This is a genomic window from Hymenobacter convexus, assembly GCF_030580955.1.
Lineage (GTDB): Bacteria > Bacteroidota > Bacteroidia > Cytophagales > Hymenobacteraceae > Hymenobacter.
The window spans coordinates 385,766-404,475 of the sequence record NZ_JAUQON010000002.1 but is presented as its reverse complement, the minus strand read 5'-3'; the positions used below and the strand labels follow the sequence as shown (position 1 = coordinate 404,475).

Here is an 18,710-nt window from a genome sequence, read left to right as displayed (position 1 = left end):
ACGTGCTTTATTTCTACTGCTAATTCGTGGCATGCCTTTTGAAAATGAGAAGATAACCGCCGAGTTTACGGCGGACTCTTTTCTGCAAACGCCATGAAAAAGGCCCTACTCTTCGCCATTGCCAGCTTGTTTTCGGCGGTGGCTCCTGCCCTGGCTTATCCGCCGCCAGCGGCTAATGTGAACTTTGTTTCGGAGCGGGGCGTACCGTTCGACCTCGTGCTCGACGGCCGGCTGGTGACGCGCGGCGGCGCCCGGCAGGTGCACGTCGACCAGCTGATGCCCGGCCAGCACTGGGCCGATTTCACGGTGCCCGCCGGCTACGGCCGGGTGGTTCGGTTTCGGAGCCAGCTGTTTCTGCAGCCGGGCCTCGAAACGTCGTATGTGCTGATTGCGCGGCCCGGCCGGCCGCTGGGCTTGCAGCAGGTGGGCGCGGTGGCCTTGTATGGCCCGGCCCGGGGTGGCTACAGCAATGGATATGGCCCCAGCTACGGCGGAACGTATAACAGCCCACAGCCTTATGGCCAGAACGGCTATGGCAACGCGGCCCCTGGCCCGGCTTACCCCAGCAGCCCCAACGGCAGCTACCCGAGTAACAACTACCCCAATACCAACCCGAATGGTGGCTACAACGCCCCCAACGGTAACGCACCCTATGGCAGTGGCAATGGCGGCTACGGCAACAATCCCAACGGCCCGGCCGGCGGTGGCTATGGCAACCAACCCAGCAGCCCCGGCAACGGAGGCTACGGCAATAACCCGAATAATGGTGGCTACGGCGGCTACGGCAACCAGCCAAACAACAACGGTGGCGGCTACCCCGGCACGGCCACCAGCAGCTACCGCGCCCTAGCCCCGGCCGATATGAATGCGCTGGTTCAGACCATGCAGCAGCGCATCACGGAAGTGAGCAAAATGAATGCGGCTAAGGACGGCCTGAACCAGCGCGCCCTGCGGGCCGATGACCTGAACCGCCTGTTGCGCAGCCTCAGCTCGGAAGCCTGCCGGATTGACCTCGCCAAATTTGCCTATTCGCACGTGAGCGACCCTGAGAATTTCGACCGCGTGTACGACGCCTTCGAAACCGAAGCCGGAGCGCAAGCGGTGGAGCAAGCCGTGCGCGAAGGCGAGCAGCGCTAGCCGTAGCGCGAACTTTGTAGTTCGCGTACCTGAACGATGCTACTGGCGCGGAGCACGCGAACTACAAAGTTCGCGCTACAAGCAAAAAGGCCACTGTGAATATCACAGCGGCCTTTTTTGTTGTCAAAAACCGGGCGATTACCGCAGGCGGTCCATGCTGCGCACGAGTTGCTCGTCGCGGCGGATGAAGCGGTTGGCCAGCAGGTTGAGCAGCAGGGCCAGTGTGGGCAGGTAGAAGCCGGGCAGGTACTGGCCTTCGAGCTTGATGTTGAGCAGTTGCTCGCCTTTGCTGGAAAAGTAGAACATGGCGCCCAGCGTGGCCACGATGAGCAGCAGGTTGAGGGCGCCCAACATTAGCTGGCGGGCGCGGTTTTTGAACTGGAAAATCTCGAACGCGGCCACGGCCGCCGAGGCGGCGGCTAGCGCGCCGATGAGCCACACGGGGCCGGCGGGGGCCGGCAATTGCCAGCCCTGGGTGTCGTAGCCGAAGGCCGTCAGGGTCAGTTCCTGGTGGGTAAGGCCGTCGATTTTGTGCCACAGCGGCAGGGCCAACACGCTCAGCATGGCCAGCGCCAGCAACAGTAAAAACACGCTTTGAATTCTTTGTATCATCTTTGTTGTAATAAAGAACGAGGCCCGGGCGAGTGCCGGGGCCGCAAATTTAGTCCCATCCGGCGCTTGCGCCGCTATTGTTACCTGTAATGCCGAATGCTTATATCGTGGACGCGGTGCGTACCCCGATTGGAAAATTTGCCGGCGCTCTGAGCAGCGTCCGCCCCGATGATTTGGCCGCCCACGTTCTGCGTGAATTGATGCGCCGCAACCCATCCGTTGATAAAAGTGCCGTCGAGGACGTTATCATTGGCGCCGCCAACCAAGCCGGCGAAGACAACCGCAACGTGGCCCGCATGGCCGCGCTGCTGGCCGGCCTGCCCATCACGGTGCCCGGCAACACCGTGAACCGCCTCTGCGCTTCGGGCTTGCAGAGCATCATGGACGCCGCCCGCGCCATCAAGTGCGGCGAGGGCGACGTGTACCTGGCCGGCGGCGCCGAGAGCATGACCCGCGCGCCTTTCGTGATGGCCAAGTCGGAATCGGCCTTCGGGCGCGAGCTCACGGCCCATGACACCACGCTGGGCTGGCGCTTCGTGAACCCCAAGCTGAGCAAGTTGCACTACCCCTTCGCCATGGGCCAGACGGCCGAAAACGTGGCCCAGCAGTACGGCATCACCCGCGAGGAGCAGGACGCCTTTGCTTTCGAAAGCCAGCGCAAATATGCCCGGGCGCTGGAGAAAGGCCGTTTCCGAAAGGAAATTGTGCCGGTGTTCATTCCGCAGCCCAAGGGCGACACGGCCTTGTTTGATACCGACGAGCAGCCGCGCTTTTCTTCCATGGAGAAGCTGGCCACGCTCAAGCCCGCCTTCCAGCCCGAGGGCGGGACGGTGACGGCCGGCAACTCGGCCGGCATCAACGACGGCGCCGCCGCCGTGCTGGTGGTGAGCGAGGAAGCCCTGAAACGCTACAACCTGAAGCCCATGGCGCGGGTGGTGGCCTCGGCCGTAGCGGGCGTCGACCCGTCGGTGATGGGCCTGGGGCCCATTCCGGCCACCCGCAAGGTGCTGGAGCGCGCCGGCCTCACGCTGGCCGACATCGATTTGATTGAGCTCAACGAAGCCTTCGCCGCCCAGAGCATTGCCTGCGTGCGCGAGCTGGGCTTGGATATGGCCAAGGTGAACGTGAACGGTGGCAGCATTGCCATGGGCCACCCGCTGGGCAGCTCGGGCGCGCGCATCACGGCCACGCTGCTGCACGAGATGCACCGCCGCGGCGAAGGCATGCGCTACGGCCTGGCCGTGATGTGCGTGGGCGTGGGCCAGGGCGCGGCCGTGATTTACGAGAAGCTGTAGCTTAGGAGAATAGCAAAAGAGTGGAAGCCGGTCCCGTTAAGCGTGCTGCTTAGCGGGACCGGCTTCTGCCGTTAATGCGTCTGCGTATCTTTCGCTACTTAACCAAACCCTTTTCACTTCCACGCATGAAACACCTTTCTACTTCTACCACAAATCGTTTCATTGGCTACGCCCGGCGCGGGGCGTTGCTGCTGGCGCTGGGCGCGGCCGGGCCGGCGGCGTGGGGGCAGAGCTTCGCATTTTCCGCTTTCTACTCCGTCGGCACGGGCCCCTACGGTATAGCGGCGGGTGATGTGAATGGCGATGGGCGGCAGGACGTTGCCACGGCCAACTATAATTCAAACTCGGTTTCGGTTTTGCTGGGCCAGCCCAGCGGAGGCTTCGGCCCCAAAACCGATTACCCAACGGCAACAGGCCCCAGAGGCATTGCCCTGGGCGATGTCAATGGGGATGGCCGCCCCGACATTGTCACGACGGACGCCTTGGCTAATGTGGTATCTGTGCTGCTCAACCTAAACAATGGCCGATTTGGCCTCAAAACCGATTACACTACTGGTGCGGGCCCCGTGTGCGTAGCGCTGGGCGACACCAACGGGGATGGCCACCTCGACATCGTGACCGCCAATGGTAGCGCCAGCTCAACTTCGGTCCTGCTCGGCCAAGCTAACGGCGGTTTTGGTGCGAAGACGGATTACCTCACCGGGGCGGGCCCCAACGGCTTGGCGTTGGGCGATGTCAACGGGGATGGCCGCCCCGACATCGTCACATCCAATTATAACTTGCCTCCCACCGGGGGGTATAAGGCTTCGGTGCTGCTGAGCTTGCCCAATGGCGGGTTTGCGGCCAAAACGGATTACCAATCAGGAGGGGCTGCCCCCAGTAGTCTGGTACTGGCCGATGTTGACCGCAATGGCTTGCTTGATATTTTAACGGCCAATAGTTTGGCCAACAATGTCTCTGTGTTGCTGGGCATCATCGGTGGAGGCTTCAGCCAACCAACGACCTTCCCTGTGGGTAACTTTCCGAAAGGAATAGCCGTGAAGGATGTTAACGGCGATGGCTTCCCCGACGTCATTACCACGAATTCCTTTTCAGGCAACGTTTCCGTGCTGCTGGGCGTGGGCGCTGGGTACTTCGGCTTTCATACCGATTATTTTGCCGGCGCGGGTCCCGATGGCTTGGCAGTGGTCGACGTGAACGGTGACGGACGCCCCGACATCATCACGGCCAATCACGACGACACCAATGTCACCGTCCTCCTCAACACCGGCACCTATACCCCGCTGGCCGCCCGGCCCACGGCCGCGCCCGACGTCGCCCTCGCCCCCAACCCCGCCCACGACGCCTTCGCGGTGACGCTGCCGGCCGGCACTACTGCCACACAGGCCGAACTGGTGAATGCGCTGGGCCAGGTGGTGCGCCGCCCAGCCGGGGCCGGCCCCAGCTTCGTGGTGGAGACGGGCGGGCTGGCGCCGGGCATCTACACCCTGCGGCTGGGCACAGGGGCGGCCATCGTCACCCGGCGGGTGGCGGTGCAGTAGCCCCGGCCCGCCGCCTGAGTGCCGCAAAAAGCCCCTGCCGGACGTTCGGCAGGGGCTTTTGCTTGCACGTGAGGCGGCACCGGGCGGCTAGGCGGGGGTCTTGTCCGTGGACTTGGCCGGGGCGGGGCTTGCAGTAGGCCCACGCGGAAGTAGGCGGCGGCGCGGTGGTGAAGCTGGTCGGTACCGTTAGGGGCCGGCTCGGCAATGAAACGTGCCCGTCCTCACCGACTCCAGAGCCCGACGCTTCAGACTCAGCAGTGCCCGAGGCTATAGAAAATAAACATGGTTACGTCATGTCATATGCGGAGTTGGTACCGGAACTTTACCGGGCCGCGCGGGTGCGCGACATTGATTTATCTACCTTCTTTTTATCCCGCATGACGCATTCTTTCTCTACTAAGGGCCTGCTTACGTGCCTGCCACATCCCTTGGCCCTGCTCGGGCTACTGGCGATGAGCAGCGCCGCCCACGCCCAGACGGCCGCCACCTTTGCCCCGGCGGCCACCTACTCGACCGGCACGGCCAGCCTCCCCTACAACGTGGCCCTGGGCGACCTGAACAATGACGGCCGCCTCGACCTCGTGACCGTCAACCAGGGACCCGAAACCGCCGGGATACTGCTAGGCCAGGCCGGCGGGGGGTTCGGGGCCGCCGTTGCCTATTCCATTGGCACCAATAGCCGGCCGGTGGCCGTGGCCGTGGGCGACGTGAACGGCGACGGAAACCCGGACGTGGTGACGTCCAACAACGGCAGCAATTCGGTGGGCGTATTCGTGGGCAACGGCACCGGGGGCCTCAGCCCCGTGGTCACGTACGCCACCGGCACCAGCAGCAGCCCCAACAGCGCCCCCGCCTATGTGGCGCTGGGTGACGTGAACGGCGACGGCCGCCTCGACATTGTGGTGGCCAACAACCTCACGGCTTCCGTGGGGGTGCTGCTGGGGCTGGGCGGCGGCGGCTTCGCGGCCGTGACTACTTACTCCACGGGGGTGGGCAGCCAGCCCGTGGGCGTGGCCCTGGGCGACGTGAACGGCGACGGCCGCCTCGACATTGTGACCGGCAATAGCCTGCCAGGCACGGTGGGGGTGCTGCTGGGCCAGGCCGGCGGGGGGTTCGGGGCCGTGGCCAGCTATTCGGACGGCCTCAGCCGCCCTACTACGGTGGCCCTGGGCGACGTGAACGGCGACGGCCGCCTCGATGTGTTGGTCGACCATGAAACCCTGAATACGGTGGGCGTATTGCTGGGGCAGGCCGGTGGGGGATTGGCCCTGGCCGGCACTTATTCGACGGGTACGAACAGCATGCCGACCGCAGCCGTGCTCGGCGATGTGAACGGCGACAGCCAGCTGGACATTGTGACCGTGCTGGCCGCGGGGTCGGCGGGGGTATTGTTGGGGCAGGGCAACGGCAGCTTTGGCGCCATCACCAACTACTCGGCCGGAGCCGTCAACACCCCCATTGGCGGGGCTTTGGGCGACGTGAACAACGACGGGCGGCTGGACATTGTGACGGTGAACAACAGCTCCAACGATGCCAGCGTGTTGCTGAACACCACGGCGGCCGCCGCCCTCACCCTCACCAGCCTCAACCCCACGAGCGGCGCGGTGGGCACCAGCATCACCCTCACCGGCACCGGCCTGACGGGGGCCACGGGCGTGCGCTTCAACGGCACGGCCGCCACCACCTTCGCCGTGGTGAACGCGACCACCGTGACGGCCACCGTGCCCACCGGCGCCACCTCCGGCCCGGTGACCGTGACCACCCCCAGCGGCACCAGCAACGGGCTGGCCTTCACCGTGACTTACCCTGACCTGATGGTGAGCACCGGCACGCAGCTGAGCCCGACGGTGATTCCGGCCGGTATCTACAATTCCATCACCATCACGGGCAGCGGCAACGCCGTGCTGGCCGGCAACGTGAGCGTGAATGCCTTCTTCGCGGTGCAGCCCGGCGGCGGCCTCAGCGACGGCTGCGCCATTATCAGTGGCGCGGGCAGCTTCTCGCTCGGGGCGGGCAGCATTCTGGGCATCTGCAACGCGGCGGGCATCAGCAACACCACCGGCACCGGCGCGGTGCAGGTGACGGGCACCCGCTCCTATTCCTCGCTGGCCAGCTACGGCTACACCGGCGCCGCGGCGGCCACCGGCAGCAGCCTGCCGAGTGCCGTGGCCAACCTGGCCATCAACACCAGCGGCAACGTGAGCCTGACGGCCCCGGTAACCATTACGGTGGCCCTGGGCGTGGGCGGCACCGGCAATCTGGTGCTGGGCGGCAATGCCCTCACGCTGGCCTCCAGCGCCGCCGGCACGGCCCTGGTGGTGAACAGCAGCAGCGGCGTGGTGCAGGGCACGGCCACCGTGCAGCGCTACATCGACCCGAGCCTGAACCCCGGCCCCGGCTACCGCCACTACAGTTCGCCGGTAGCCAACGCTACCGTGGCCGACCTGACCACGGCCGGTTTCTCGCCCGTGGTGAACCCCGCTTATAACACCTCGGCCACGCCCAACACCACGGTGCCCTTCCCCACCGTGTACGGCTACGACCAGAGCCGCGTGACGCTGGCCAACAGCTCCTCCGCTTTCGACCGGGGCTTCTTCTCGCCCAGCACCACCGCCGACCCGCTGGTGCCCGGCCAAGGCTACACCGTGAACATCGCCGGCACCCAGCTCGTGGACTTCAGCGGCACGCTCACCAACGGGCCCGTCGCCCAGACCCTGAGCCGCCTGGCCGGCAACGCCGACGCCGGCTGGCAACTGCTGGGCAACCCCTACCCGGCCCCGCTCGACTACTCGCTGGTGGCTCCCGCCGACCGGGCGGGCCTCGACGGCGCCATCTACGTGTACAGCAGCACGGCCCAGTACGCGGGCCAGTACCGCAGCTACGTCAACGGCATCGGCGGCAACTCCGTGCTGCCCGTGGGCCAGGGCTTCTTCGTGCGCGTGAGCGCCGGCCAGACCAGCGGCACGCTCACCTTTCGCAACAGCCAGCGCCTGACCGCACCCAACGCCACCGCCTTCCAGCGCACCACCACCGACCCCCGGCCGCTGGTGCAGCTGGAGCTGCGCGGCGCCACGGGCGCGGCCGATGCGCTGTATGCCTACGCCGAAGCCGGCGCCACCCCGGCCTTCGATACCCAGTACGACGCCATGAAGCTGCCCAACACCACCGGCCTGAACCTGAGCAGCTCCGCCACCAGCGGCGAGGCCCTCTCGATTGATGGCCGCCCGGCCTTCACCGCCGCCACCGCGCTGCCGCTGAACGTGGGCGTGCCCGCCGCCGGCACCTACACCCTCATTGCCGCCGCCCTCGACAACCTGCCCGCCGGCCTCGACGCCCTGCTCACCGACGCCGCCACCGGCCAGACCGTGAACCTGCGCACCCAGCCCGGCTACTCGTTCGCGGTGACGACGGCTCAGGCCCAGGCGCTGCTCACGGGCCGCTTCACCTTGCACTTCGCCGCCCGCGCGGCCCTGGCCACGGCCACCGCCCTCACAGCGGCGGAGGTGACAGTGTACCCCAATCCGGCCCACGGCCAGTTCAGCGTGCTCGTGCCCGCCGTGGCTGGCGCCGCGCAGGTGCAGGGCACCTTGCTCAACGCCCTGGGCCAGGTGGTGCGCCAGCAGTCGGCCACCGCCACGGCCACCGGCGCCCGCCTGGGCTTTGAGACCCAAGGCCTGGCCGTCGGCGTGTACACCCTGCGCCTGCGCGTGGGTGCCGTCGTGCTGGCCAAGCGCGTCGTGCTGCAATAAATCTTCTTTTCAACGGCGGGGCCGGCGGCTCCTAGGCGCCGGCCCCGCCCTTATTCCCTTCACTCCATGAAAGCTCTGTTTCTCGCCGCCGCCCTCACCGCGGCGGCTTCCTCCCTGGCCCTGGCCCAGGGGCCCAGCACCGGTGGCCCGGCCCCCGGCACGCCCGCCGCTACCACCGACGTGCCCCTCGACGGCGGGGCCTCCCTACTGCTCGCCTCCGGCGTGGCCCTGGGCCTGAAAAAGCTCCGCCAACGCCGCCGGTTGGCCCGCTAGCGGCTCTTCGCATCGGCTCAGAAGCCCCCGTTGCCCCCGTGGCAGCGGGGGCTTTTTGCGGCCAGAAGGGCCCGGGACAGCACCGGAAAAGAAGGGGCCGGCGGGCCGAAATATGACATGTTCATGTCATACCGCCGCCTTGTACTGGCTCCGTCCTTTGCAGGGACGCGCACGGGTGCGGCAGTCCTATATTTTTTCCTGTTTTATTCATGACGTTCTTCTATTATTCTTTGCCCCGCCTGCGACGGGCCATTGCCCCCCTGGCGGTGCTGGCGGTACTGGCCCCGGCCGGCGCGGCCCAGGCCCAAACCACCACCTTCAGCTACACCGGCGGCCTTCAAACCTACACCGTGCCGGCCGGCGTCACCAGCCTGCGGGTGGTGGCCACGGGGGCAAGCGGCGGGCTATTTTATGACGCCAGCATCTCCAGCTACTCTTACGGGGGGCGGGTGCAGGCCACCGTGGCCGTCACGCCTGGTGAGGTGCTCACGGTGCGGGTGGGCGGCCAGGGCACCACCAACGATGCCAATGGCAGCACCGTGTTCGCAGGCGGCTTCAACGGCGGCGGCATCGGCACCGACGACGGTAGTGGCAGCAACGGCGGCGGCGGCGGCGGCGGCGGGGCCACCGACCTGCGGCGCACCGGTGCCAGCACCGGCGACTACCTGGCCAGCCGCAACGCGCTGCTGGTGGCCGGCGGCGGCGGCGGCAGTTCCTTCGGCCTCGCCAACGGCGGCAACGGCGGGACACCCAACGGCAACGATGGGGCCAGTGATTCTGGCGGCGGCAGCCCCGGCCGGGGGGCTACGCAGGCGGCAGTGGGGGCCGGTACCAACGGGGCTTATTCGGGCAGCGCCGGCACCGGGGGTGCCGGCGGCAACAACGTCGGTGGTTATTCTGGCGGCGGCGGGGGCGGCGGCTACTATGGAGGCGGCGGCAGCAGCAGCTACAGCAACACCACCTACAGCGACTACGCAGGCGGCGGAGGCGGCTCGTCGTGGGCGATGGCGGGCAGCAACCCCGCCTACGGCGTGGCCGCTACAGCCGGCCCCGGCACGCTCACCATCACGGTGGCGGCCCTCACCCGCCTCAGTCCCACCTTTGGGCCGGTGGGCACCCCCGTCACGCTCACGGGCTTTGGCCTGGCGGGGGTGACGGGGGTGCGGTTTAATGGCACGGCCGCTACCACCTTTGCCGTGGCCAGCAGCACCAGCATCACGGCCACCGTGCCCGCGGGGGCCACCAGCGGCAACGTGACCGTGAGCACGCCCAGCGGCACCAGCAACGGGCTGTACTTTACGGTGGGCACGGCCACCAACAACGCGCTGTCCTTCGATGGCACCAACGACTACGTGCACACCCCCGGCCTGCCCGCCACCAGCGAGTTTACGCTCGAAGCCTGGGTGAACCAGGCGGCCCTCTCGGGCAGCCGCACCAGCCTGCTGATGAGCGACAACGCCATCCCTGGGGCCCTGTACCTGCAGTTCGACCAAAACAACCGCCTGGAATTTACCGTGAGCGGCAACTCCAACGGGCTACCGCTAACGTCGGCGCTGCCCATCGGGCAGTGGGCGCACGTGGCGGTGGTGTACTCGGCCAGCACCAAGTCGGCCATCATCTACGTCAACGGGGCAGTCCGGTCGAGCAGCAACTTTATCACGGCGGTGCCGGTGGCCGCTCAGCCCGTCAGCCTGGGGGCCTGGCTGAACAACGGCACCCCCGAGCGCTTCTTCACGGGCCGCTTCGACGAGGTGCGCCTCTACAGCGCCGCCCTTACCCGGGCGCAGATACAGGCCGATATGTACAGCACCACTTCGGCCGTGCCCGCCAGCCTGCTGGCCTACTACTCCTTCAACCAGGGCACGGCCGGCGGCGCCAACGCGGGCGCGGCGGGCCTCACCGACCAGAGCAGCAACGGTAACACGGCCACGCTCACGAACTTTGCCCTCACCGGCACGGCCAGCAACTACGTGCGCAGCTTCCCCACCATCACGGCTATTTCGCCGGCCCGCGCCCAGCCGGGAGCCACCGTTACCGTCACGGGCACCAACCTTCTCGACGCGACCAGCTTTGCCTTCAACGGCACGGCTGTGGCCCCCTTCGCTACCCCCACCAACGACCTGTCGACCACCGTGACCGTGCCCACCGGCACCACCACCGGCCCGGTGAGCCTCGCCTCGGCCACGCTCAGCACCTACCAGGGGCCCACGTTCACGGTGGGGGCCCCGCTGCCCGTGCAACTGGTGGCCTTCACAGCCGAAGCCGCCGGCACCGGCGCGCTGCTGCGCTGGCACACCGCCACCGAGCTGAATAACGCCCGCTTCGAGGTAGAAGCCAGTGCCGACGGCCGCGCCTTTGCCCGCGTGGGCACGGTGGCCGGGGCCGGCAGCAGCACCCAGGCCCACGCCTATACGTTTGGCGACGCGGACCTGACCCGCTACGCCGCCCCGCTCGTGTACTACCGCCTGCGCCAAGTCGATACCGACGGCACGGCCGCTTACTCGCCGGTGCGTCCGGTAGCCGTAGGTGGCGGCCGCCTGGCCCTGTACCCCAACCCGGCCGCCCGCACCACCACGCTCAGCGGGGCCGCAGCCAGTACCCCGGTGCGGGTGTACGACGCCCTGGGCCGCCTCGTGCTCACCGCTATTACTGATGCTGCGGGCATGGCCCCGCTCACGCTGCCAGCCAGCCAACCGGCCGGCCTCTACTTGGTGCGCGCCGGCACTGCCCCGGCCCTGCGCCTGGTGGTGGAGTAGAACGAACTGCTGGCCGGCCCGCACCCGGCTCTGAGTAGCCCCCGTTGCCTGAATGGCGGCGGGGGCTTTTTAGTGCTGGTTCGACTGGCTAGTCCCGGCCGTACTTTTGCGTTTCATGCGCTACTTCCTGCACCTCGCCTACGACGGCACTTCTTACTGCGGCTGGCAGATTCAGCCGGGCATGCCCACCGTGCAGGCCGAGCTCGACCGCTGCCTGAGCCAGGTGCTGCGCCACCCCACCTACTGCCTGGGCAGCGGCCGCACCGACAGCGGCGTGCACGCCAGCCACCAGGTGGCCCATTTCGATGCCGAGCTGCCCGCTACGCTTTCGCTCGACCAGCTGCTCTACCGCCTGCGCCGCGCCCTGCCGCCCGACATTGCCGCCCTGCGCCTGCACCCCGTGCCCGACGAGGCCCACGCCCGTTTCTCGGCCGAGGAGCGCAACTACGAGTACTTCGTGGTGACGCAGCCCGACCCCTTCCGCCGCGACCACGCCCTGTACGTGGACCGGCCGCTCGACGTGGCGGCCATGAACGAGGCCGCCGGCTACCTGGTGGGCCAGTTCGACTTCACCACGTTTTCGAAAGTAAAAGGCGGCGAAAACCACTACGTGTGCTACTGCACGGCCGCCGGCTGGCACCCCGCGCCGGGCGGCTGGCGGTTCCACATCCGGGCCAACCGCTTTGTGCGGGGCATGGTGCGGCTGGTGGTGGGCACGCTGCTTGATGTGGGCCGCGGCAAGCTCACGCCGCGCCAGTTCCAGGCACTGCTGTGGGCCCAGAAGCGGGTGGATGCCGGCAACGCGGCCCCGGCCCGAGGCCTGTTCCTGAGCCGGGTGGAATACGAGGACGGCATGGTGCCCGAGCCGGAATAGGCGGGCATCGCAGCGCTGGGGTTCGGAGTTATCAAACCGCTCCGTGGCAAGCCGCTGGAAATAAAGGAGAAGAAAAGCGGAAACAGCGCATGGTTTTTGTGCGCTGCAGTCTAGCTTTACTGCTATCCTTCTTCCACCGAATTGCTTATGCGTCTACTTTTTACCTTGCTCATTTTGTGGGGTGCGCTGTTGTCTTTGCCCGTGCGCGGGCAGCAGGCCCGGCCCACGTTGGAGTTTATTGAAAACCGGGGACAATGGGACGCCCGGGCGCGCTATGCCGCCCAGGTAGCACCCGGCGCGCGACTGTTTGTGGAGGCCACTGGGCTGACCTACGCCCTCACCACCGGCCTGCCGGGCCACGGGCCGCAGGCAGAAAGCCAGTCGGCCAGACTGCCCGGCGGCCAAATCAAAGCCCACGGCCTGCGCGTGGAGTTCATTGCCCCTTCTCCCACAGCCACGCTGGAAGCCGCTGCTGAAACCGCCGCGCCCGGCCAGCGCCACTACCTGCGCGGTGCCGACGCCCGCCACTGGGCGCATGATGTGCGCGCCTGGCACGGCTTACGCTACCGCCAGCTCTGGCCCGGCATTGACATGGTGCTCAAGGAAAATACCGCGCAGCAGTTTGAATACGACCTGCTGCTGGCGCCCGGCGCCGACCCCGCCCAGGCCCGCTGGACCTACCGCGGCGCCGATGCCCTGCGCCTCGACCCCGCCACCGGCCGCCTGGAAGTGCGCACCACGGCTGGCCTGCTGACGGAGCTGGCGCCCCGTGCCTGGCAAACCGACCCCGCCACCGGCCAGCCCCAGCCCGTGGCCTGCGCCTTCGAGCTGCAGGGCACGGCGGTGAGCTTCCGCCTGGGCGCCTACGACCGGCAGCGCCCGCTCGTCATCGACCCAGCGGTGCAGTTTGCTTCTTATACCGGCTCGGCGGTGGAGAACTGGGGCTTCGCGGCCACGCACGATGCGCGGGGTAACCTCTACACGGCCGGGGTGGTGTTTGAGCCCGGATACCCCACCACCTCGGGGGCTTACCTGACGACTTTTAGCGGGAACATCGACATTGCCATTATGAAGTTTAATGCCAGCGCTACGGGAACGACGGCGCGGGCCTGGGCGACCTACCTGGGCGGCAACAACCTGGAGTTTCCGCACAGCCTGCTGGTGAATGCGCGTAACGAACTGCTGCTGCTAGGCACCACGTCCTCCACCGACTATCCCACCTCGACCACGGCCCTGAACCACAGTCTGCGGGGCGGGCCGGCGGTAGCGCCGTTTGGGCTGAATTCGCCTTTTGTGCTCACCGGCGGGTCTGATTTGGTGCTGACGCGGCTGAGCGCCAGCGGGGGCGGCCTGCGGGCCAGCACCTACCTGGGCGGCACCGGCACCGACGGCCTGCTCGACCCGGCCGCCGCCGCGCCCCGCCTGCGCCACAACTACGGCGACGCTTTTCGCGGTGACCTCGCTCTCGACCCGCAGGGCAACGTGTACGTGGCCAGCGTGACGGGCTCGGCTGATTTTCCCGGCCTGGCGGCCGGCGCCTACCGCGGCGGCAGCTCCGATGGCCTCGTCACCAGCCTCGATTCCAGCCTGAACCGGGTGCGCTGGACCACGCTGGTGGGCGGCGCTGGCGCCGATGCCGCGTACTCCTTGCAGCGCGAAGACGTGGGCGGCGACCTGCTGGTGGCCGGCGGCACCACCAGCGCGGCCCTGAGCGGGGCGGCCAACGGCTACCAGGCGGCCCTAGGCGGCAACGTGGACGGCTTCGTGGCGCGTATTACCAGTGCGGGTGCCCTCACGCAAGCCACTTACCTAGGCACGAGCGGCTACGACCAGGCATTTTTCGTGCGCTCGGGGCCGGGCGGGCGGGTGTACGTGCTAGGCCAGACGCTGGGGCCCAGCTGGCCGGGCGCGGACACCACCCGCTACCACGTGACGCACGGGCAGCAGTTCATTCAGCAGCTGCAGCCCAATCTGCGCACGGCGGGCTTCGCCACGGTGTTTGGCAGCGGGCGCGCTACTACCGACATTTCGCCCACTGCCTTTGGCGTGGACTGCTACGGGCGCATGGCCCTGGCTGGCTGGGGCGGCGGCCTCGACCCCAACAACGGCAGCACCACCGGCTTGCCCACCACCCCCGACGCCCTGCAGCGCGCCACCGACGGCGTGGACTTCTACCTGATGCAGCTCTCCGACGGCGCGCGGGTGCTGGACTACGCCACCTTCTTCGGCACCACCGCCGATGACCACGTGGACGGCGGCATGTCGCGCTTCGACAACCAGAACGTGCTCTACCAGGCCGTGTGCGCCTGCGACCAAAGCGGCGGCACGGGCATTCCAGTGCCGCCCGGCGCGGGCACCTACACCAGCACCAATGGCTCGCCGCATTGCAACAATGCGGCTTTCAAGTTTGCGTTTCAGGCCAATACCTCGCCGGCCGGCACCGATACGCTGTCGGTGTGCGCGCGAGGCAATGCCGTGCCGCTGAGCGGCTCGCCGGAGGGCGGCACCTGGACGGGGCCGGGCGTATCGGGCACGCTGGCCAATGGCTTTTTCTTCACACCTTCGGCGGCGCTGGTGGGGCAGCAGGTGCTCACCTACACCAGCCCGGCGGCCGTGAACGGCTGCACCGGCACCAGCACCCGGCGCATTACGGTGCTGCCCCAGGCTACGGCCACTCTTACGGCGCCGCGCCAGGTATTTTGCCTGCTGCCGGGCGTCACGCTGGCGCCGGTGCAGCTCACGGGCACGCCGGCCGGGGGCGTGTTTAGCGGGCGGGGCGTGGTGCCGGGCACTTCGCTTTTCGACCCCATGCTGGCCGGGCGGGGCAACCACAGCCTGCTGTATGAGGTGGCGGGCGGGCGCTGCCCCGTCACGGCTTCATTGGTGATGGTGGTGAAAACCGTGCCCCGCATCACGCCCAGCCTGCCCCGCACGGTGTGCGCCAACGACCCTGCCATTCAACTCATCAGCAGCCCGCCCGGCGGCATCTGGACGGGGCCGGGCGTGTCGGGCTCTATCGACCACTTTGTATTCACGCCCAGCGTAGCCCTGATTGGCGGGCCCCACCTGCTGGTATATTCTCTGCAGGGCGACCTCGACTGCTCCCCAGCCACCGATACCATGCGCGTCGTCGTGCTGCCCATCGGGGCCACGGCCCGGGTGCCGCGCGATACGTCGTTTTGCCTTTCAGCGGGCGCCATGCGGCTGCGGGGCGGCACCCCGGCGGGCGGCGAATGGAGCGGGCCGGGCGTGACGGGCTCGCTGGCCACGGGCTTCACTTTCACGCCGACGCCCCTACTGACGGGGCCGCAGTCCCTGCTCTACACCGGACCACCCGGCAACACGCCGCTTTGCCCCGGCCGCGCCCGCCGGGTGGTGAATGTGCGCACCGCCGGCCAGGCCACCCTGAGCGTGCCTGATAGCGTGGTATGCGCCATCGCCGGCCCCCAGGCCCTGAACGCTACCCCCGCCGGTGGCCGCTGGACGGGCCCGGGCGTGTCGGGCTCGGTCAGTTCGGGCTTTGTGTTCACGCCTTCGGCAGCGCTGGCGGGGGTGCAAACGCTGGCCTACACCGGCCCCACACCGGCTGATACCAGCTGCGCCTACGCCGGACAGCTGCGGGTGCGGGTGCTGGCCCTGCCGCTGGTGTTGTTTGCGCCCGTGGGGGCGGTCAGCATCTGCCTGGCAGCACCGCCGCACGGGGTGGTGCTCTCGGCTTCGCCGGCGGGCGGCACGTTTGGCGGGCCGGGCGTGGTGGGCAACCGCTTCAACCCCGGCGACGTGGGTCCCGGGCGCTACACCCTCACCTACACCTGGGATTTTCCCGAAGTGCGCTGCCCCATCGTGGTGTCGCAAACCGTGGTGGTGAGCGTGGTGCCCAACGTACGCGTGCCAGCCGATACCACGCTGTGCAACAGCCAGGCGCCGTTTCAGCTGCGCGCTTCGCCGGCGGGCGGCACCTGGCGCGGCCCGGGCGTGACGGCCGGCGGCTTCTTCACCCCGCCCACCACGGCAGGCACCGTGGAGCTGTACTACGAGCTGCCCGGCGGCTGCACCACGGCACCCTACCGCATCACCATTCCGGCCGCGCCGGGTTTCACGGCCACCTGGGCGGCGCTGGACTGCGCCGACAATTTAGTGGCACCGCTGCGCCTGCGCTTTACCGCCGCCGGCCCCACGGCCAGCCAGGTGCAATGGGACTTTGGCGACGGCAGCCCCGCCGCCACCGGCGCCACCGTGGAGCACACCTACGCGGCAGATGGCCGCTTCGCGCCCCGGGCCGTGCTACCCACTGGCAGCGGCCCGCCCGGCCCCTGCCAGCACCAGGTGACGCTGGCGCCGGTGGAGGTGCAGGCCGCCATTCTGCCCAACATCATCACCCCGAACAACGACGGCCAGAACGACTTCTTCGCCCCGCGGCTGGGCGGCTGCCCGGGCCGGCTGCAGGTGTTTTCGCGCTGGGGCCAGCGGGTGTTCGACGTGCCCGAGTACCACAACGACTGGGGCGGCGCGGGCCTGCCCGCCGGGCTCTACTACTACCTTTTCAGCCGGGCTGATGGCGGCGAGCGGGTGAAAGGCTGGGTGGAGATTGTGCGGTAAAACCGCGGAAGTAAGCCGGGCCGGGCCAACCACTTGCCCCCGCCCGCGGTTTCCTTCCGACCTTTGCCCCACTTATGAACCCCACCACTTCCGCCACCAAAACCGGTCAGGTATTCGACTGGGCCGTGCTGCGCCGCCTGCTCAGCTACGTGCGCCCCTACCGGCGCGTGTTCATCGGCCTGGTTTTCCTCACCATTGCCACGGCCGCCCTGGGCACGCTGCGCCCCTTCCTCATCCAGCGCATGGTCGATGTGAGCATCGAGCAGGGCGATATGCGCGGCCTAAATACCATGTTTCTGCTGCTGCTGGTGCTGCTGGTGGCCCACGCCGGCGTGAGCTACTTGCAGACGTACTACGGCGGCTGGCTGGGCCAGTACATCGTGCGCGACATCCGCACCGACCTCTACCGCCACCTGCTCAGCCTCAAGCTCAAGTTTTTCGACCAGACGCCCATCGGCGTGCTCGTGACGCGCAACATCTCGGACGTTGAAACCCTGTCCGATGTGTTCAGCGAGGGCCTGGCGGCCATGGTGGGCGACATTCTGCAGCTGCTTTTCATCATGGCCTTCATGTTCTGGATTGACTGGCGCCTGACGCTCATCAGCCTGTCCGTCATTCCGCCGCTGCTCTTCAGCACCTACGTGTTCAAGGAGAAAATCAAGGGCTCGTTTCAGGACGTGCGCACGGCCGTGGCCAAGCTCAACAGCTTCGTGCAGGAGCACCTCACTGGCATGAACGTAGTCCAGATTTTCAACAACGAGGAGCGCGAATACCGCAAGTTCAAGGCCATCAACCAGGAGCACACCGACGCCAACATCCGCTCGGTGCTCTACTACAGCATCTATTTCCCGGTGGCCGAGGTACTGGGTGCCATCGGCGTGGGCCTGCTGGTGTGGTACGCCGCCCAAGGCCAAATTGAGGGCACCATCTCGAAGGGCGCGCTCATCGCCTTCATCATGTACAACGCCCTCTTTTTCCGCCCCATCCGCCAGATTGCCGACCGGTTCAACACCCTGCAGCTGGGCCTGGTGAGCACCGAGCGCCTGCTCAAGCTGCTGGATAACCAGGATTTGATTGCCACCACCGGCACCTTCGCCCCGGCAGAAATCCAGGGCGATGTGGAGTTCAAGCACGTGCGCTTCGCCTACAACGAGCCCGATTGGGTGCTCAAAGACATCAGCTTCCACGTGAAGCCCGGCCAGACCATCGCCTTCGTGGGCGCCACCGGCGCCGGCAAAACCAGCATCATCAACCTGCTGAGCCGCTTCTACGACATTCAGGAAGGCAGCATCTGCATCGACGGCCGCGACCTGCGCGAGTACGACCTCAGTCTGCTGCGCCGCCAAATCGGCGTGGTGTTGCAGGACGTTTTCCTCTTCGCCGGCAGCATCCGCGACAACATCACGCTGGGCAACAAAACCATCACCGATGCGCAAATCTGGGAAGCAGCCGACCTTGTGGGCGCCCGCCGCTTCATCGAGCGCCTGCCTGATGGCCTCGGCTACCCCGTGATGGAGCGCGGCGCCACCCTCTCGGTGGGCCAACGCCAGCTCATCAGCTTCGTGCGGGCCATGGTGTACCAGCCCCGCGTCATCGTGCTCGATGAAGCCACCTCGTCCGTCGATTCCGAAACTGAGGAGCTTATTCAGTCCGCCATCGAGAAGCTGATGCAGGGCCGCACCTCGCTCGTCATCGCCCACCGCCTGAGCACCATCCAGAAAGCTGATAAAATCATCGTCCTCGACAAAGGCGAAATCAAGGAAACCGGCACCCACGAGGAACTGCTGCGCATCGAAGGCGGCTACTACGCCCAGCTCTACCGCATGCAGTACGTGGTGGCGGACACTTCGCCAGACGGAAAATAGCCGGTTGGC

The 18,710-nt window shown here is 67.3% G+C and carries 10 protein-coding genes; 9 read left to right on the top strand and 1 reads right to left on the bottom strand.

The window, feature by feature from the left end; translation table 11 throughout:
* Positions 1–93 precede the first annotated feature (93 nt).
* Positions 94–1,137 carry a DUF4476 domain-containing protein gene (locus tag Q4S41_RS05165; protein WP_305030039.1) on the top strand — a complete coding sequence of 348 codons (1,044 nt, stop codon included), beginning with the start codon at positions 94–96 and terminating at the stop codon, positions 1,135–1,137.
* A gap of 138 nt (positions 1,138–1,275) precedes the next feature.
* Here Q4S41_RS05165 and Q4S41_RS05160 read toward each other — a convergent pair whose 3' ends face one another.
* Positions 1,276–1,749: a DUF4293 family protein gene (locus tag Q4S41_RS05160; protein ID WP_305030038.1), complete on the bottom strand. Its 474-nt coding sequence runs from the start codon at positions 1,747–1,749 to the stop codon at positions 1,276–1,278.
* Positions 1,750–1,838: 89 nt separating this feature from the next.
* Here Q4S41_RS05160 and Q4S41_RS05155 point away from each other — a divergent pair, with 89 nt between their 5' ends.
* The 8 genes from Q4S41_RS05155 to Q4S41_RS05120 all read left to right on the top strand — a co-directional run bounded on the left by Q4S41_RS05155 (position 1,839) and on the right by Q4S41_RS05120 (position 18,701).
* Entirely contained in the window at positions 1,839–3,044 is a 1,206-nt protein-coding gene (locus Q4S41_RS05155; RefSeq protein WP_305030037.1) for a thiolase family protein, read from the top strand.
* Between the two features lie 125 nt (positions 3,045–3,169).
* Positions 3,170–4,585, top strand: a complete 1,416-nt coding sequence (locus Q4S41_RS05150; protein WP_305030036.1) for a T9SS type A sorting domain-containing protein — start codon at positions 3,170–3,172, stop codon at positions 4,583–4,585.
* A gap of 377 nt (positions 4,586–4,962) precedes the next feature.
* Positions 4,963–8,334, top strand: coding sequence for a T9SS type A sorting domain-containing protein (locus tag Q4S41_RS05145; protein WP_305030035.1), 3,372 nt, complete (start codon positions 4,963–4,965; stop codon positions 8,332–8,334).
* Between the two features lie 66 nt (positions 8,335–8,400).
* Complete coding sequence (locus Q4S41_RS05140; RefSeq protein WP_305030034.1) at positions 8,401–8,607, top strand: PID-CTERM protein-sorting domain-containing protein; 207 nt, start codon at positions 8,401–8,403, stop codon at positions 8,605–8,607.
* A gap of 209 nt (positions 8,608–8,816) precedes the next feature.
* Entirely contained in the window at positions 8,817–11,363 is a 2,547-nt protein-coding gene (locus tag Q4S41_RS05135; RefSeq protein ID WP_305030033.1) for a LamG-like jellyroll fold domain-containing protein, read from the top strand.
* A gap of 115 nt (positions 11,364–11,478) precedes the next feature.
* A complete protein-coding gene (truA, locus tag Q4S41_RS05130; protein ID WP_305030032.1) occupies positions 11,479–12,237 on the top strand; it encodes a tRNA pseudouridine(38-40) synthase TruA in 759 nt (252 codons plus the stop codon).
* A gap of 147 nt (positions 12,238–12,384) precedes the next feature.
* The gene (locus Q4S41_RS05125) at positions 12,385–16,836 is read left to right on the top strand and encodes a DUF7948 domain-containing protein (RefSeq protein WP_305030031.1); all 4,452 of its coding nucleotides are present in this window, start codon (positions 12,385–12,387) and stop codon (positions 16,834–16,836) included.
* Between the two features lie 74 nt (positions 16,837–16,910).
* Positions 16,911–18,701 (top strand): ABC transporter ATP-binding protein, encoded by a 1,791-nt coding sequence (locus Q4S41_RS05120; RefSeq protein WP_305030030.1) that lies wholly within the window; start codon positions 16,911–16,913, stop codon positions 18,699–18,701.
* Positions 18,702–18,710 lie beyond the last annotated feature (9 nt).

Coding starts and splice junctions, on each gene's coding strand:
- Q4S41_RS05165 (WP_305030039.1), top strand. CDS start 94: ATGAAAAAGGCCCTACTCTTCGCCATTGCCAGCTTGTTTTCGGCGGTG.
- Q4S41_RS05160 (WP_305030038.1), bottom strand. CDS start 1,749: ATGATACAAAGAATTCAAAGCGTGTTTTTACTGTTGCTGGCGCTGGCC.
- Q4S41_RS05155 (WP_305030037.1), top strand. CDS start 1,839: ATGCCGAATGCTTATATCGTGGACGCGGTGCGTACCCCGATTGGAAAA.
- Q4S41_RS05150 (WP_305030036.1), top strand. CDS start 3,170: ATGAAACACCTTTCTACTTCTACCACAAATCGTTTCATTGGCTACGCC.
- Q4S41_RS05145 (WP_305030035.1), top strand. CDS start 4,963: ATGACGCATTCTTTCTCTACTAAGGGCCTGCTTACGTGCCTGCCACAT.
- Q4S41_RS05140 (WP_305030034.1), top strand. CDS start 8,401: ATGAAAGCTCTGTTTCTCGCCGCCGCCCTCACCGCGGCGGCTTCCTCC.
- Q4S41_RS05135 (WP_305030033.1), top strand. CDS start 8,817: ATGACGTTCTTCTATTATTCTTTGCCCCGCCTGCGACGGGCCATTGCC.
- truA (WP_305030032.1), top strand. CDS start 11,479: ATGCGCTACTTCCTGCACCTCGCCTACGACGGCACTTCTTACTGCGGC.
- Q4S41_RS05125 (WP_305030031.1), top strand. CDS start 12,385: ATGCGTCTACTTTTTACCTTGCTCATTTTGTGGGGTGCGCTGTTGTCT.
- Q4S41_RS05120 (WP_305030030.1), top strand. CDS start 16,911: ATGAACCCCACCACTTCCGCCACCAAAACCGGTCAGGTATTCGACTGG.